The 14,077-nt window shown below is 49.7% G+C and carries 15 protein-coding genes; 11 read left to right on the top strand and 4 right to left on the bottom strand.

All coding sequences use genetic code 11. From position 1 onward, the window contains the following. Nucleotides 1-153: 153 nt before the first annotated feature. The 3 genes from EDD67_RS13325 to EDD67_RS13335 all read right to left on the bottom strand — a co-directional run bounded on the left by EDD67_RS13325 (nucleotide 154) and on the right by EDD67_RS13335 (nucleotide 3,309). The gene (locus EDD67_RS13325; RefSeq protein ID WP_121438688.1) at nucleotides 154-876 is read right to left on the bottom strand and encodes a PhnD/SsuA/transferrin family substrate-binding protein; all 723 of its coding nucleotides are present in this window, start codon (nucleotides 874-876) and stop codon (nucleotides 154-156) included. 509 nt (nucleotides 877-1,385) lie between these two features. Then, entirely contained in the window at nucleotides 1,386-2,597 is a 1,212-nt protein-coding gene (locus tag EDD67_RS13330) for an MFS transporter (protein WP_093073988.1), read from the bottom strand. An 82-nt stretch (nucleotides 2,598-2,679) separates the two neighbouring features. Next, nucleotides 2,680-3,309: a hypothetical protein gene (locus tag EDD67_RS13335; protein ID WP_093073990.1), complete on the bottom strand. Its 630-nt coding sequence runs from the start codon at nucleotides 3,307-3,309 to the stop codon at nucleotides 2,680-2,682. A 114-nt stretch (nucleotides 3,310-3,423) separates the two neighbouring features. Here EDD67_RS13335 and EDD67_RS13340 point away from each other — a divergent pair, with 114 nt between their 5' ends. The 9 genes from EDD67_RS13340 to rsmI all read left to right on the top strand — a co-directional run bounded on the left by EDD67_RS13340 (nucleotide 3,424) and on the right by rsmI (nucleotide 10,078). Next, nucleotides 3,424-4,857: an aminotransferase class I/II-fold pyridoxal phosphate-dependent enzyme gene (locus tag EDD67_RS13340; RefSeq protein ID WP_121438687.1), complete on the top strand. Its 1,434-nt coding sequence runs from the start codon at nucleotides 3,424-3,426 to the stop codon at nucleotides 4,855-4,857. 2 nt (nucleotides 4,858-4,859) lie between these two features. Continuing rightward, nucleotides 4,860-5,507, top strand: coding sequence for a dTMP kinase (gene tmk / locus EDD67_RS13345; RefSeq protein ID WP_121438686.1), 648 nt, complete (start codon nucleotides 4,860-4,862; stop codon nucleotides 5,505-5,507). 70 nt (nucleotides 5,508-5,577) lie between these two features. Further along, a complete protein-coding gene (locus EDD67_RS13350) occupies nucleotides 5,578-5,907 on the top strand; it encodes a cyclic-di-AMP receptor (protein ID WP_093073996.1) in 330 nt (109 codons plus the stop codon). Nucleotides 5,908-5,928: 21 nt separating this feature from the next. Next, a complete protein-coding gene (holB, locus tag EDD67_RS13355; protein WP_093074078.1) occupies nucleotides 5,929-6,918 on the top strand; it encodes a DNA polymerase III subunit delta' in 990 nt (329 codons plus the stop codon). Nucleotides 6,919-6,923: 5 nt separating this feature from the next. Then, a complete protein-coding gene (locus EDD67_RS13360) occupies nucleotides 6,924-7,751 on the top strand; it encodes a PSP1 domain-containing protein (protein WP_093073998.1) in 828 nt (275 codons plus the stop codon). A gap of 51 nt (nucleotides 7,752-7,802) precedes the next feature. Continuing rightward, nucleotides 7,803-8,138 (top strand): DNA replication initiation control protein YabA, encoded by a 336-nt coding sequence (yabA, locus tag EDD67_RS13365; RefSeq protein WP_371859233.1) that lies wholly within the window; start codon nucleotides 7,803-7,805, stop codon nucleotides 8,136-8,138. A 62-nt stretch (nucleotides 8,139-8,200) separates the two neighbouring features. Next, nucleotides 8,201-8,929, top strand: a complete 729-nt coding sequence (locus EDD67_RS13370) for a tRNA1(Val) (adenine(37)-N6)-methyltransferase (RefSeq protein ID WP_121438684.1) — start codon at nucleotides 8,201-8,203, stop codon at nucleotides 8,927-8,929. Further along, on the top strand, nucleotides 8,919-9,194 hold the full coding sequence (locus tag EDD67_RS13375) for a GIY-YIG nuclease family protein (protein WP_121438683.1): 276 nt from the start codon (nucleotides 8,919-8,921) through the stop codon (nucleotides 9,192-9,194). Before EDD67_RS13370 ends, EDD67_RS13375 begins: the two co-directional genes overlap by 11 nt. Further along, entirely contained in the window at nucleotides 9,191-10,078 is an 888-nt protein-coding gene (gene rsmI / locus EDD67_RS13380) for a 16S rRNA (cytidine(1402)-2'-O)-methyltransferase (protein WP_121438682.1), read from the top strand. The genes EDD67_RS13375 and rsmI overlap by 4 nt, the downstream gene beginning before the upstream one ends. 63 nt (nucleotides 10,079-10,141) lie before the next feature. On the opposite strand, the gene EDD67_RS13385 is transcribed toward rsmI, so the two are convergent. Further along, nucleotides 10,142-10,429, bottom strand: coding sequence for a transition state genes transcriptional regulator AbrB (locus EDD67_RS13385; RefSeq protein ID WP_093074008.1), 288 nt, complete (start codon nucleotides 10,427-10,429; stop codon nucleotides 10,142-10,144). 725 nt (nucleotides 10,430-11,154) lie between these two features. On the opposite strand from EDD67_RS13385, the gene metG reads away from it, so the two are divergent. Next, nucleotides 11,155-13,167, top strand: coding sequence for a methionine--tRNA ligase (gene metG / locus EDD67_RS13390; RefSeq protein WP_121438681.1), 2,013 nt, complete (start codon nucleotides 11,155-11,157; stop codon nucleotides 13,165-13,167). Nucleotides 13,168-13,194: 27 nt separating this feature from the next. After that, on the top strand, nucleotides 13,195-13,965 hold the full coding sequence (locus EDD67_RS13395) for a TatD family hydrolase (protein WP_121438680.1): 771 nt from the start codon (nucleotides 13,195-13,197) through the stop codon (nucleotides 13,963-13,965). The last annotated feature ends 112 nt before the right edge of the window (nucleotides 13,966-14,077 follow it).

The following is a 14,077-nucleotide window of genomic DNA, read 5'->3' on the forward strand; positions in this document are numbered from 1 at the left end:
GAAAGTAGGACGTCGCTGGGCATTTCAACGAAGGCATTCTCGTAATGAGGATGCCTTTTTTTGATGATAAAGTCATGACATCGATCGATGTCCTATTAAAAGGAACGGATGACGACGCATCGTCCGGCTTCGGCGGTCTGATACCGCCAAAGCCTAGCTGAGTCCTTGCCCGGAGCAAGCGGAGGTTAGCGGCTGCGCGGCTAGCATCAAAATAACAGTTTTTCTACAATCTGAGTCATCAATTTCAACCATGTCTGCTTGCTGGTATTTTTCATTATCTTCATGATCGAGAATCGCTCCAAGAATCTCTTCGTCATGTTCAAATAAGATATTTTGAAGCTCTTCTTTGAAGCTGTCCGGAAGATTCGGACTGGCTACGAAGGGATCCTGCGGAAGCGGCGGGCCTTCATGAAGAATTCTCCAAGCATCTTCCCCATCTTCTTCTACCATCATGTCATAGTAGCGGATGCCGTCGCCGAGAGCGTCAACGTCGCCATTCTTTAGCGCTTCAACACGCGCATCTCCGAGCAACTCAACATCGACATCATTGTCTAAATCCATTCCATTTTCAATAAATAAAGCACTTGGCCCGATATGACCTGATGTAGAGCCGGCTTCTTTCATGGCAACGGAATGGCCTTCCAAGTCTTCAATGGTTTCGAATTCGCTGTCTTCGTGAACGATGATGACTGTGTAATAAGCATCTCTTTCAATAGCAGCCAGCGGCTCTGCTTCGGGTTCAGCAGATTTGGTTTGGGCATATTCAGACGGGCCGGAAAGGATGACATCAACTTCGTCATATTCCATTGCAGTGGAAGCCACTGTTCGGTCGGATAAAGCAAAAAATTCTACATCGATATCTAACAGGTCTTCCAAGGTATCTTAAAACAAATCATATCTGCGCTGCAGTTCCTCCATGCCGTCAATACCTGTGACGGCAAATCGAAGAGTATCCGGCCAATCTTCATGATCAGCGTCATTGTTCGCATCGCTTACTGGCGAGCATTCCTGCCATTAACTTATTCATTCATTAACACCTTCCTATACGAATTTTTTCTACGGTGCTAACTATACAGCAGAAATGTTGAGCTGATATGAAGAAATGTTTAATGAAGTGTAAAGAAATTATGAAGCGGCATTTACAATCACTAATTTTTTGGTATTGTTTCAAATGCTGTAATAAATGAGAGGGGAAATATGTTTAGTTGTTATCAATCGCGCTCACCTGTATGAAGGCGAGGCTGCAAAAAAACAGCTGAAGATCCAGAAAGAAGGGGGGAGGAAGCTGAGGCGTTGCCCGCGCACTGCTCAATTGTCAGTGCAGGCGGGTATATACGAAAGAGGATGATCCGGCATCCCGGCTTATCTCCTGTGAAATCAGCTTTTTAATCGAGCTTGCGAAATCGTGGACTGAAGACGATTAAGCATATCGATAGAATTAACCCGGCTGCGCCGGAAAGCGTCAAGACGGTTTGAATCGCAAGACCCGAGGCGACGAGAAAGGAAATAAGCCCAAAAGCAATCGGCTCAAATCCGCTGGCCGCCAAGGTAATGATGCTCATCACGCGTCCGAGTTTGTCTTTATCGGTATTTTCTTGCACAATCGTGACCGTCGGCAAATAAACGAACATCGCGACGAGGCCGGTCAGGGCAGCTAAGATGATGAGCAGCGGCATTGTTTCCAGAAAGCTGAAAATGAGAAAAAAACCGAAAGCGGCGAGTAAAGAAGCAAACACGAGCTGTCCCCGCCGGCGTTTAACGTTCCAGATAACGACGGCAGCGCTGGCTGAAAAGGTGCCGAGCGAGAGACCTGCTTCCAATAAACTTAAATCAAAAGGCGTGCCGCCCAAGGCGCCGACGAGAATTGGAAAGCTGATTAAGATCGGTCCGATGATAAAAAGGTTGAGCAGCACAATCGATAATGTTCCGGATAAATGAATATGCGAATGACGAACGTAAGCAATACCCTCTTTTAAATCATCGAGCGCAGATGGATCGCCGGCGCGCTTTTTTGGACGGGGATCGTTGATAAACGGCGGAAAGATGAGTACGGTCGAGACCGCAATCAATCCGGCAGCGGCGGAAAAAGTCAGCGTAAAGTCGCCGATTGTTAACAAAAAACCGGCGATCAACGGACCGATAATAAACATCATTTCGGTTGACCCTTGGAAAAGCGAGTTTGCCCGCTGCAGCTGTTCGTCACGGACTATGATCGGGATCATCGAAGAGACAGCCGGAAAGAAAAACGCATCAAGAAACCCGAAAATCAATGCGATGATAATCAGCGAGGCGACATCAAGCCAGCCGCCGAGAAAGAGGATAATCATTGCAACCATCACGAGAACTTGCAAAAAATTTGTCGTAAACATAATGAATGATTTGCGTATTTTATCGGCGAGAATGCCGCCGTAGATCATCATGATCACGCGCGGGATCGAAACAGACATGAGGACGGCACCAAGGACGGCGGGTCTTTGGAGCACATCGACGACGTACCAGGAGACAGAAAGAAAAAACATCGAGAACCCAAGCATGATCGCCAGGCCTGACAGCCATACGAGAAGGAAAGAGCGGTTTTTTAATAAAGACTGTTCCAATTTCTTTCCCTCCTTTACAAAACAAAGTCAGACGCGGCAAGCCGGTCTGACGGAGTAATTTTATATTCCGCAAGGTTTGCTGTCAAATTTTTGTGTTTAATGAGATGTTTCGTTTCTTTCGCCGCAGCAGTGCATCCTGTAACAGGAGCGCGGCCGGTCCGACAGCCGGGAAAACATTCAGCCAGGCATGTCTGCGCTCCCGGTCGTTTTTAAATACGTCATATGATAAGTACATTAAGACAAACAAATCGACGGTCATGACACTGACGAGCTGTGATGAGAAAAAGGCTTCGCGGTATGCCGGCCACGATCCGGCAATGAGTACGAGAATCAAAGCGAATGAAACGAAGAGCAGGGTGCCGCTGTAAAGCGGATGCCTGACGATTTGCCGGATAAGCCGCGGCCCGCGGGGAATTTCCCGGACAACTTTTCCGCGGAAAATAAACCACGGCAGCAAAGCGAAGGCTCCGAGCCCAAACGCGCCGATCGCAAACGGCCAGGCCGGAAGCCGGTAGCGGTCGGCGGTGAGAAGGATCGCGAGAAACAGAGCCGGATAAACGCCGAGCGATGAAAATACAGCCGTGACAGCGGGATCTACCGCAGCAAAGTCCCCGCTGATGAGGGCGGAAAAAATCGGGTCATTCCCCGCGCCTTCTCCCGGTGCAAAGAAGACGGCGTATACAATTAATAAGATAAACAGCGCTGCTTTCAAAATGCGACCCTCCTTATGTTACAGCCGTTTTTTTTCAGAGATTAATATCTTCCGCCCAACGGGAAAAAAACTTCGTTATAATAGACAAAAAGGCATCTGTAAAGGAGTAAGAATATGATACCTGTACATACCCCGTTTTTTGACGGTTTAACCTTGCATGACCATAACTCTCCCCGCTCGCTGCACGTCCCCGGACATAAAAACGGCCGGATTTTGCCGGAAATCGGCAGAGATTACTTTGGAAAAATCGCGCTTATCGATCAGACGGAATTGACCGGGCTGGATGACTTGCATGAACCGGAAGGGATCATTCAAGAAGCTGAAACGATGCTCGCGGCATTATACGGAGCGAAAGCGTCTTTTTTTCTCGTCGGCGGCTCGACCTCGGGAAACTTGGCGATGATGCACACCGTCTCGCAGCACGGAGGACGTGTGCTCGTCCAGCGGAACAGCCATCAGTCGGTGTTTCATGCACTCGAGCTTTTTGATATTGATCCGGTTTATATCGAACCGGAGTCCGATCCCGGCACGGGGTTGAGCCTCGGTGTCAATCCGCTGGAACTGAGCAGCGCGTTACGAACCGAGAACGGCATTTCTGCGGTGTTTCTGACGAATCCGACGTATGAAGGGTATGGTCAGCCGCTCGAGGAACACGTTCGTATCGCTCATGAAGCCGGAGCCGTTGTCTGTGTCGATGAGGCGCACGGAGCTCATTTGATTCCGGGAGCGTCGTTTGGACCGGAGAGCGCCGTCGCCGCAGGCGCAGATGCCGTCGTTCAATCGGCGCATAAATCGTTGCCGGCATTAACGATGGGAGCGTGGCTTCATGTGAACGGGGACAGCGCGATGCAAGAAGGTATCCGCCGTTCTTTAAAAATGCTCCAATCGAGCAGCCCGTCTTACCCGCTGTTGGCATCGCTCGATCTGGCCCGCGCGTTTGCAGCGTCTTTTGAAGCCGGCGACTGGGCTTCATTGTTAAGCGACTGTCAACATACGCACGCGCGGCTGAGGGATCAAGGCTGTCCGCTTGCCCCCGATACGATCGGCGTCTATACGCGCGACCCGGTGAAATTGCCGTTTATTGCCGGTGCCGGGGACGATCCGGCTTTTTGGGCCCGGCAATTGGAAGCTGCCGGCTGGTTTCCGGAAATGGCGACCGCGAACCATCTGCTCGCGGTCTTGCCGATACAAGGGCCTTTTACGGAAGAGGAACAAGCTTTGGCTGCCGTTGTAAAAAGCGGTCAAGTGCCGAAAAGCCGCGGGCCGGCAACAAAGTCGCCGGCAGTGTCAGCGCCGGCAGAGCGTTTTTCCGCTTTAAGGCATAAGCCGGCTGAACGCACTTCGTGGACGAAAGCAGCCGGCAAGACAGCAGCAGAAACGATTATTCCTTATCCTCCGGGAATTCCGCTCGTAATTAAAGGCGAGCGCATTACAGAGAAACATCTCGAAGCATTTCGTCAAGGAAATGAACCGGAAAACCGCTGTCAGCGCGGACTCGCCAGTTATGCTTCCGGTGTGCTGACAATCGCAGAAAAAGGAGCTGAATGATTATGAAAGGATTATTTATAACGATTGAGGGCGGCGAAGGAGCAGGCAAGTCGACGATCATCCGCCGTCTTCATCGACAATTGGAAACAGACGGGTTCGATGTGTTGGCTACGCGGGAACCGGGGGGCAGTCCACTGGCTGAACGGATCCGTGAATTAATCTTGAACCCGGAACATACCGAAATGGATGTGCGCACAGAAGCGCTTTTGTACGCGGCAGCCCGCAGGCAGCATCTTGTCGAAAAAGTCATCCCCCATATTGAGCGGGGCGGCGTGGTTTTATGCGACAGGTTTGTCGACAGCAGCCTCGTGTATCAGGGGGCTGCGCGCGGGATCGGGATTGCCGAAGTGAGAGCGATTAATATGTTTGCAACCGAAGGGCTTCTTCCCGATGCAACGCTTTACTTTGATATCGATCCTGAGACGGGAATCGAACGGATCACCGGTCATAAGGGGCGGGAATTCAACCGTCTCGACCGTGAGTCGCTCGCATTTCATGAGCAGGTTCGGGCTGCGTACCATTCCCTGTTGGAAACCGAACCGGAAAGAATTCGGCGGATCGATGCCGGAAAGGAAGAGGATGAAGTCTTTGCGGAAGCGTGGACCGTCCTTTCCGAGTACCTTCGCGCGAAAAATTATCAAGCTGAGTGATCCAGGGTCGTCATGACAGACACGTTCCTGTTATAATACATGTAATCATCCCAAATGGAGGCCAATGACGATGAAATTGATTATGGCAGTCGTTCAAGATAAAGACAGCAACCGGTTGTCGGATGCGCTGGTAGAAAATAAATTTCAAGCGACCAAACTAGCAAGTACAGGCGGCTTTTTAAGAGCAGGAAATACGACATTTATGATCGGGATTGAAGATAAGGATGTCGATGCCGTGCTGACAATTATTAAAGAGAACTGTGAGACGCGTGAACAGCTCGTTGCGCCTATTTCGCCGATGGGCGGCAATGCGGATTCGTACGTCCCTTACCCGGTGGAAGTGCAGATCGGCGGAGCAACCGTATTCATACTTCCTGTCGAGCAGTTCGAGAAGTTTTAGATGCAGGCGGCGGAGTTAACGATGAATGCGTGGAAAGATTGGGAAGAAACGCAGCCGACCGCAGTCAATGTGCTGCGCTCAAGCATTGAAAAAGACCGGCTCGCCCATGCGTATGTGTTTGAGGGCGGACGCGGAACCGGGAAGAAAGAAATCGCCGCTCTGTTGGCAAAGGCCTTTTACTGCAAAGAACGGACCGGGGCGGAGCCGTGTCATCATTGTAATGAGTGCCGCCGGATTGACTCGGGGAATCACCCGGACGTTCACACGATCGAAGCAGACGGAGCGTCGATTAAAGTCGAGCAAATCCGCGGGTTGAAAAAAGAGTTCAGTATGCGCGGGCTGGAGTCAGAAAGAAAAGTGTATCTCGTTTACGAGGCTGAAAAAATGACCGCACCGGCTGCCAACAGTTTGTTGAAGTTTTTAGAAGAACCGGAAGCCGAGGCGCTTGCTGTCCTGATGACGACGCAGGTGCAGCAGCTTTTAAAAACAGTCTTGTCGCGCGCGCAAGTGTTAAGTTTTAAGCCGCTCCCGCCGGATGCGCTGATCCGGACGCTGATGGAACACGGTATCAAACAAAACGATGCTGCACTCGTTTCAAAAATTACCTCGAATGTGGATGAGGCGCTGACGCTCTGTGAGGGGGATTACATTGCGGAAGCGCGAAGCAAAGTGATACAATTAATGAATGACCTGTCGGAACGTCCGAAATACACATTGATCACAATACAAGATGACTGGTTGTCATTTTTTAAAGAGAAAACTGATGTGCAGTTGGGAATCGATTTGCTTATGCTTTGGTATCGCGATGTTATCCGGATGCAAGTCGATCAGACAGACCGTATCGTGTATATCGGCTGTGAAGAACAGTTGGAAGCTGATGCGCTAAAACTGAATCTGGAGCAACTCGGCAAACATCTCAATGCAACGATGGATGCCAAGCGCCGCATAGATGCAAATACTTCTCCCCAGCTTGTGATGGAGCAGCTGCTCATACGGTTACAGGAGGGATAATCGATATGCATCGAGTGACAGGGGTGCGTTTTAAGAAAACCGGGAAAATCTATTATTTTTCACCCGGGGATTTAAATATAGAGACAGATGACTACGTTGTTGTGGAGACCGCGCGCGGGACAGAATTCGGCAAAGCCGTCATCGGGATGAAAGAAGTCGGTGATAATGATGTCGTCCTGCCGCTTAAGCAAGTGCAGCGGATTGCGACGGAAAAAGACAAACAAGTCATTACTGAAAACCACGAAGAAGCTGCGAAAGCTTTTGAACTTTGTTCGAAAAAAATTACCGAGCACGAGCTCGATATGAAACTCGTCGACGTCGAGTATACGTTTGACCGCAATAAAGTATTGTTTTACTTTACTGCGGATGGCCGGATTGATTTTCGCAATCTTGTAAAAGATTTGGCCTCTGTTTTTCGTACACGGATTGAACTCCGGCAAATCGGGGTGCGCGACGAAGCGAAAATGCTCGGCGGCATTGGTCCGTGCGGCCGGATGCTTTGCTGTTCCACATTTCTTGGCGATTTTGAACCGGTATCGATTAAGATGGCGAAAGATCAAAATCTGTCCTTGAATCCGACAAAAATTTCGGGCCTTTGCGGGCGGCTGATGTGCTGTCTGAAGTACGAAAACGATATGTATGAAGAGGCAAAACACGAGCTCCCGGATATGAACGAAAAATTAAACACGAGTTACGGAAAAGGAAAAGTCAAAGGGTTGAATATGCTCGAACGTCTTGTACAGGTAGAGATTTTTGAGTCTGGTCAGGTAGTCGAATTCACGCTTGATGAATTGCTTGAAGAAGGCGCCGTAACCGCGAAAAAAGTGAAGTGATGAGGTGTGGCGACCGTGAACAAAAATGAATTATTTGCCAGGGTCAGTCAAATGGAAGAAAAAATCGGCGGACTGCATCATGAACTGGGCGAATTAAAGGGACAGATTGCACAGCTGCTGGAAGAAAACACGCATTTGCAAATGGAAAATGAACATTTGCGCGCGCGGTTAAAGCTTGATGAACCGGAAAATCACCGCCAAGATGCCGAGAGCCGCCACGGTCCCGGTCAAACGACAGCCGACCGGATTCGCCCCGGTTTTGGTGAAGGCTACGATAATTTAGCACGCCTCTATCAAGAAGGCTTTCATATTTGCAACTTGCACTATGGAACGATTCGGCAAGAAGGCGATTGTTTATTTTGTCTATCGTTTTTGAATAAAAAATAACGTCACTGAGTCTTTCCGTCACGGAAAGACTCTTTTTCTCAATAACGGAGGAGGAGACTGAGATGTGCACAGGGGAGGAGAAACACCGCATGCCCGGCGGCAGACAAGTGATTGTACAACAAAGCGGATCGTTTCTGTTCTCGGTCGATGCGGTCTTGCTGGGAAAATTTGCGAGGATCACAAAGAAGACCGAGCGGATTGCCGACTTGTGCGCCGGGACAGGAGCCGTATCACTCGCGCTTTCTGAGCGCACCCGCGCGGTTATCGATGCCGTTGAGCTGAAAGCAGAATTGTGTCAGATGATGAAGGCGAGCGCTGCGGAAAATGATCTTCTTTGGCAGTGGCGCATAATCGAAGCCGATGTGAAGGGGCTTCCGGCTGAGCTGCTCCGAAATGAATACGATGTGGTTGTCAGCAACCCGCCGTACTTTCCGCTCTCCGCCGGGACGCCGCCCGCGGGAAAAGACTTAATGACTGATGCAAAGCATGAGACGCGCTGTACGTTTGCCGATGTGGCCCAAGCGGCCGCAGCGATGCTGAAATCGAAAGGACGGTTCGTTTTTGTTCACCGTCCCGAGCGTTTGGCCGGTCTGATGGAAGATTTGGCGAATTACGGGTTTGCAGTAAAGCGGATGCGCTTCGTTCATGCCAAAGCAGACCGCTCCGCCGGCTCAGTATTAATCGAAGCCGTTCGCGCCGGGAATCCCGGCCTTGAAGTGGATCCGCCGCTGACCGTTTATACGGCTGACAATGAGTATACAAAGGAGTTTCGCGATATTTATGAACGTTAAACGTTATTATGTCTACATACTGCAATGTTCTGATAACAGTCTCTATACCGGATATACGACCGATATGGACAGACGCCTCCTCGTTCATGAACAGGGAAAAGGGGCTAAATATACGCGCGGACGCGGGCCTTTTCAGCTCGTCTATCAAGAAGTGTTTGCTGACAAAACTGAAGCTCTGCGGCGGGAAATCGAAATCAAAAAGCTGCCGAGAACAAAAAAGGAGCAGTTAATTCAAACGCAAAATGACAGGAGGTGCCGATCATGAACGAACAGCGGAGTTTTGATCAGACAGCCCTTCCCGGAGCGCTTTATTTAGTGCCGACGCCGATCGGAAACTTGCAGGATATGACGTATCGCGCGGTCGATACATTGAAATCCGTGACGATGATCGCCGCGGAAGATACCCGGCGGACGAAAAATCTTTGCCGCGCATTTGAGATTGACGCACGGCTGATCAGCTATCATGAACATAATAAGCAGGAAAAAGAAGCGTGGCTTGTCGAACGGATTCGCGCCGGGGACACGATTGCGCTCGTCAGCGACGCAGGCACGCCGGCGATTTCAGACCCCGGGGCCGATCTCGTCGAGCGGCTGACAGCAGAAAACTTGCCGGTTATTTCGCTTCCGGGAGCGAATGCGGCTTTGACGGCGCTCGTTTCGAGCGGGCTGCCGACCGATGCTTTTACGTTTATCGGGTTTGTCGACCGGCATAAAAAAACCCGCGCGGAGATTCTCGCTTCGTGGCGCGGCCATGCGGCTACGCTGATCTTTTACGAAAGTCCCTATCGGGTAAGCGAATTTTTAACCGCCGCTTATGAAGCGTTCGGAAACCGCCGGGGTGTGATCGCGCGGGAACTGACGAAACAATTTGAAACAATTGTGCGCGGAACGCTGACCGAATTGTGTACGTACGCAAAGGACGAAACACTGAAGGGCGAGTGTGTTCTTTTAATTGAGGGCGCTTCGGAACAAGAGCAGCTTGAGAGCCGCAACCCTGAATGGTGGGAGCATCTAAGCGTTCTTGACCATGTCGAAGCCTACGTGCAAAACGGCGAAGCGGCGAAAGAAGCGATCAAAAAAACAGCCCGCGACCGGGGAATGCCGAAGCGGGATGTTTACCATGTTTATCACATCGAGGAGAACGACTAACGACGAAAAAAAGCAGCCGCAAAATTTTGCGGCTGCTTTGATAAGGGCTGGAAGGCCCTTTTATCAGCTTTCTTGCTTGGAAATATAGTCTTCCAATTCTTTAACAATCTCTTTTGCACCCATTGGGCTCAAAATGATTTTGCCGTCAGCAAGCGCTAAGTTGTCATCGGAAACTTCACCGGTAACTTGACACGTCATGTTTGGCTTGTACTTTTTCAAGATGATTCGGTCATCATCTACATAAATCTCCAATGCGTCTTTTTCAGCGATATCCAAAGTGCGGCGCAGTTCGATTGGAATAACCACCCGTCCGAGCTCATCGACTTTTCTTACAATTCCTGTTGATTTCATATTCATTCTCCTCTCACTGTTTTGAAATTTTGCCTTTCAGCCACAGCGTCATTTTTCGACAAATTTCTACTAAGCTAAGAATACCAACAATTCCAAAAGAAGTCAATAAAGAGGTCTCGATTTCATAAATTATTTTATAATTCCCATTTTTGCAAGTCTCTTGCGTGATTTCAGCAGGTGTGCAATAGGCCGATTTAAGGTAAATTGCTCTTTTTTCGACATGAAATGACGAAGCATGAGGATAAAGACGATCTGTAACTTTTCGGGGTTATCTGCCTATACCCAAAAAAAGGAAATCCATAACTTGTGTAAAGTACAGTCCCGTGTTTGAAAAAACGGCCGATGACTTGACACAAGGGTGGGGGAAGCGTGTATATTATAATGCAGAGTACAGTCGAAAAATGTTTGTTTCTGTGAAAAGATGAGTAGGGAGCCCTTTCTTATAACAGAGAACCGGAACTGCTGAAACCCGGGATAAGAAAGCTTTTGAACATGGTCTTGGAGAAACTGTGCAGCGAGCCGGGTATTCGGTGAGCTGGACACGCCTGCTGTGCGTTATCCAGCAGTTTGCAGCCGGGATAAAACGTGCCTGCAAACGCAGAGATCGGTCGTATCAGACCGGTAAATCTGGGTGGTACCGCGTGAGAACCTCTCGCCCCAAAATCTTGGGCGGGAGTTTTTTTGTCGGTAAAAAATAAATGAGCGAAGCGATAGGAGGAATCATCATGACAGCGAAACGACCGAGTTTTTACATTACGACCCCGATTTATTACCCGAGTGCGAAACTGCATATTGGACATGCCTACACGACGGTAGCCGGAGATGCAATGGCGCGTTATAAACGGCTCCGCGGCTATGATGTCCGCTATTTAACCGGAACCGACGAGCACGGACAAAAAATTGAACAAAAAGCGGCGGAAAACAATCAGTCGCCGCAAGATTTTGTCGACGGCGTTGTAAAAGATATTCAAGAGCTGTGGGAAAAACTTGATATCTCTTACGATGATTTTATCCGTACGACGGAACCGCGCCATAAAAAAGTCGTGCAGAAGATTTTTGAACAGCTGCTTGAACAGGGCGATATTTATTTGGATGAATACGAAGGCTGGTATTCGATCTCTGATGAGACGTTTTATACCGAGCGCCAGCTTGATGATAAGGAATACGATGACGCCGGCAATGTGATTGCGGGCAAAAGTCCGGAAAGCGGCCACCCTGTCGAAAAGGTGCGGGAACAGTCCTACTTTTTCCGGATGAGCAAGTATGCTGACCGGCTGCTGCAGTTTTACGAAGATAATCCGGAATTTATTCAGCCGGAATCACGCAAAAACGAAATGATCAACAACTTTATTAAACCGGGACTTGAAGATTTGGCCGTGTCGCGAACGTCGTTTGATTGGGGCGTCAATGTTAAAAGCGACCCGGAACATGTCGTTTATGTATGGATCGACGCGCTCTCCAATTACATTACCGCGCTCGGCTACGGCACGGAGGATGACCGTGATTATCAGCAATTCTGGCCGGCGGATGTTCACCTTGTCGGAAAAGAAATCGTCCGTTTTCATACGATTTATTGGCCGATCATGCTGATGGCGCTTGATTTGCCGCTGCCGAAAAAAGTCTTCGGCCACGGCTGGCTGTTAATGAAAGACGGAAAAATGTCGAAATCAAAAGGCAATGTCGTCGACCCGATCCCGCTCGTTGATCGTTACGGGCTCGATGCCTTGCGGTATTATTTATTGCGCGAGGTTCCGTTTGGCTCAGACGGCGTATTTACGCCGGAAGGCTTCGTTGAACGGCTCAACTTTGATTTAGCGAATGACCTCGGAAACTTATTAAACCGGACGGTAGCGATGCAAAATAAATATTTCGACGGAGCTCTGCAGCCGTACATTAAAGACGGCACATCGTTTGATGAATCGTTGATTGAACTGATCGATGCAACGGTGGATAAAGTGGAAGAATCGATGGAAAACATGCAGTTTTCCGTGGCGTTAACCGCGATTTGGCAGCTGATCAGCCGGACAAATAAATATATTGATGAGACGCAGCCGTGGATTTTGGCGAAAAATGAGCAGTCCCAGGAACAGCTCGGCTCGATTCTTCATCATTTGACCGAGTCGCTGCGCCAGGTGTCGATTATGATTCAGCCGTTTATGACGGAAACACCGGCGAAAATGTGGGAGCAGCTGAATATCCCGGCCGATCTGCAAGGATGGGACTCGCTGCGGCAGCCGGGCCTGCTTCCGGCAGGTATAAAGGTGACGGAAAAAGGCGAACCGATCTTTCCGCGGCTGGACAGCAATGAGGAGGTTGCCGAGATCGTGCGGATGATGGGCGGCGAGCCGAAAACATCCGCCGATGCTGAATCAGCGGCAAAAGAAGAGACGGTTGAGGCGTCTGTGACGGAAAACGACGAAATAACGATCGATGATTTCATGAAGGTTGATCTGCGGGTCGCAGAAGTGACAGCGGCTGAAAAAGTGAAAAAAGCGGATAAACTGCTGAAAGTTCAAATTGATCTCGGCTATGAGAAGCGCCAAGTGATCGCCGGCATTGCAGCGAGCTACAGTCCGGAAGATATCGTCGGGAAAAAAGTGATTTGCGTGGCCAATCTGAAGCCGGTGAAACTGCGCGGTGAATGGAGCCAAGGGATGATTCTCGCCGGTTCTGAGGACGGGAAGCTTTCGCTTGCGAGCGTTTCCGATGCGCTGGCAAACGGATCGAAAGTCAAGTAACAGACAGAACAGACAGGAGGGGACGACATGCTGTTTGATACGCATATGCATTTGAACGCAGATCAGTTTGAAGGCGAAATCGAGGAGACGATCGCCCGGGCTGAAGAGGCCGGGGTGAAAAAAATGCTCGTCGTCGGTTTTGACGAAAAGACGATTCGTATTGCGATGGAGTTAATTGACACGTACGCCGGTATTTATGCCGCGATCGGCTGGCATCCGGTTGATGCCGTCGATTTGACGGATGAACGTCTCGCTTGGATTGAAGAACTGTCGCAGCACCCGAAAGTCGTCGCGATCGGCGAAACCGGGCTTGACTATTATTGGGATAAATCGTCGAAAGAGGAGCAAAAAGAAGCGTTTCGCAAGCAAATTGCCCTCGCGAAAAAAGTCCAGCTGCCGCTGATCATTCATGACCGCGACGCTCATCAAGACATCGTTGATTTGCTGAAAGAGGAGCATGCCGAAGAAGCGGGCGGCATTATGCACTGTTTCGGCGGAAGCATTGAAATTGCGCGCGAATGTTTAAAGATGAATTTTTACATTTCCTTCGGCGGTCCGGTCACGTTTAAAAATGCGAAACGTCCGAAAGAAGTGGCGAAAGAAGTGCCGCTTGACCGGCTTTTAATTGAAACCGACGCGCCGTTTCTTGCCCCTCATCCGTATCGCGGCAAGCGGAATGAGCCGGCATACGTCCGTCTTGTTGCAGAAGAAATTGCTCTCTTGCGGGAGATGACACTGGAAGAAGTCGCGAAGCAGACGACGGAAAACGCGAAGCGGGTTTTTCAGCTTAATAATTAAATGAACCGATCCCCCCGTGCATAAGGTCGCGGGGGGATAGTAATTTATGTCATCATTTTGCAATTAAAATGAAATATATCCGCGGAGCCTTGGGGCTCAAGGACTAATTTAG

Source organism: Salisediminibacterium halotolerans, assembly GCF_003814815.1.
GTDB lineage: Bacteria > Bacillota > Bacilli > Bacillales > Salisediminibacteriaceae > Salisediminibacterium > Salisediminibacterium halotolerans.

Bases quoted from the DNA above. Each gene is read 5' to 3' on its own strand.
- EDD67_RS13340 (WP_121438687.1), top strand. From the start codon at position 3,424: ATGATACCTGTACATACCCCGTTTTTTGACGGTTTAACCTTGCATGAC.
- tmk (WP_121438686.1), top strand. From the start codon at position 4,860: ATGAAAGGATTATTTATAACGATTGAGGGCGGCGAAGGAGCAGGCAAG.
- EDD67_RS13350 (WP_093073996.1), top strand. From the start codon at position 5,578: ATGAAATTGATTATGGCAGTCGTTCAAGATAAAGACAGCAACCGGTTG.
- holB (WP_093074078.1), top strand. From the start codon at position 5,929: ATGAATGCGTGGAAAGATTGGGAAGAAACGCAGCCGACCGCAGTCAAT.
- EDD67_RS13360 (WP_093073998.1), top strand. From the start codon at position 6,924: ATGCATCGAGTGACAGGGGTGCGTTTTAAGAAAACCGGGAAAATCTAT.
- yabA (WP_371859233.1), top strand. From the start codon at position 7,803: ATGGAAGAAAAAATCGGCGGACTGCATCATGAACTGGGCGAATTAAAG.
- EDD67_RS13370 (WP_121438684.1), top strand. From the start codon at position 8,201: ATGTGCACAGGGGAGGAGAAACACCGCATGCCCGGCGGCAGACAAGTG.
- EDD67_RS13375 (WP_121438683.1), top strand. From the start codon at position 8,919: ATGAACGTTAAACGTTATTATGTCTACATACTGCAATGTTCTGATAAC.
- rsmI (WP_121438682.1), top strand. From the start codon at position 9,191: ATGAACGAACAGCGGAGTTTTGATCAGACAGCCCTTCCCGGAGCGCTT.
- EDD67_RS13385 (WP_093074008.1), bottom strand. From the start codon at position 10,429: ATGAAATCAACAGGAATTGTAAGAAAAGTCGATGAGCTCGGACGGGTG.
- metG (WP_121438681.1), top strand. From the start codon at position 11,155: ATGACAGCGAAACGACCGAGTTTTTACATTACGACCCCGATTTATTAC.
- EDD67_RS13395 (WP_121438680.1), top strand. From the start codon at position 13,195: ATGCTGTTTGATACGCATATGCATTTGAACGCAGATCAGTTTGAAGGC.